The sequence below is a fragment of the Paraburkholderia elongata genome, assembly GCF_013177735.1.
Lineage (GTDB): Bacteria > Pseudomonadota > Gammaproteobacteria > Burkholderiales > Burkholderiaceae > Paraburkholderia > Paraburkholderia elongata.
The window spans coordinates 1-597 of the sequence record NZ_WOEZ01000006.1 but is presented as its reverse complement, the minus strand read 5'-3'; the positions used below and the strand labels follow the sequence as shown (position 1 = coordinate 597).

Below are 597 nucleotides of genomic sequence, written 5' to 3'. Positions count from 1 at the left end.
GGTGCTTGATAGCGGAGCCGATGACGAACGACGTCGCGCCCTCGGCATGCAGCTCGATGGGCGCCCCGTCGGATTCCTCGAACACGGCGAGTTCCCCTGCCTCGATCGGCTCGGATGCGTTCAGGCGGCCTTTGTCGATCGCCAGCCACGCGACGTTGTGTCCGACCGGCGGCACGTATCGCCACGTATCCCCAGCGCTCAGTTCAACATGGAAATAGTTGATGCCTTCAGGCGCGCGGATATCGCTCGCTGCAGATCCGTGGCGGCCGAGGATTACGCGGACTGGCCCATCCCGCTGGACCTGGGCTGGCGAGATGTACTGGCTTTCCGGCGGCGAATTCTCCAGCGAGGGCGGAAGGGCGACCCAGAGTTGAAAGAGGCGTACGGTTTCGCCTGGCAATACGTTTCCGTCGTGCCAGACACCATTGCCGGCCTTCATCCATTCGAGGCCGCCGGCTCGAAGTTCGCCATTCTTGCCGGTCGTATCTTCATAGGAGATTCCGCCACTCAGCACGGTGGTGAGTGTTGCGATGCCCGAGTGCGGGTGGAACCCGAACATCGGCTTGCCGGTCGGTACGACCACGGCGTGATCAAGGA

Annotated in this window: 1 protein-coding gene; it reads right to left on the bottom strand. The window is 63.0% G+C overall.

Annotated elements, in window-relative coordinates; all coding sequences use genetic code 11:
- The coding region (locus tag GNZ13_RS01080) for a pirin family protein (RefSeq protein ID WP_172159708.1) at positions 1-597 on the bottom strand (597 nt) is incomplete at both ends.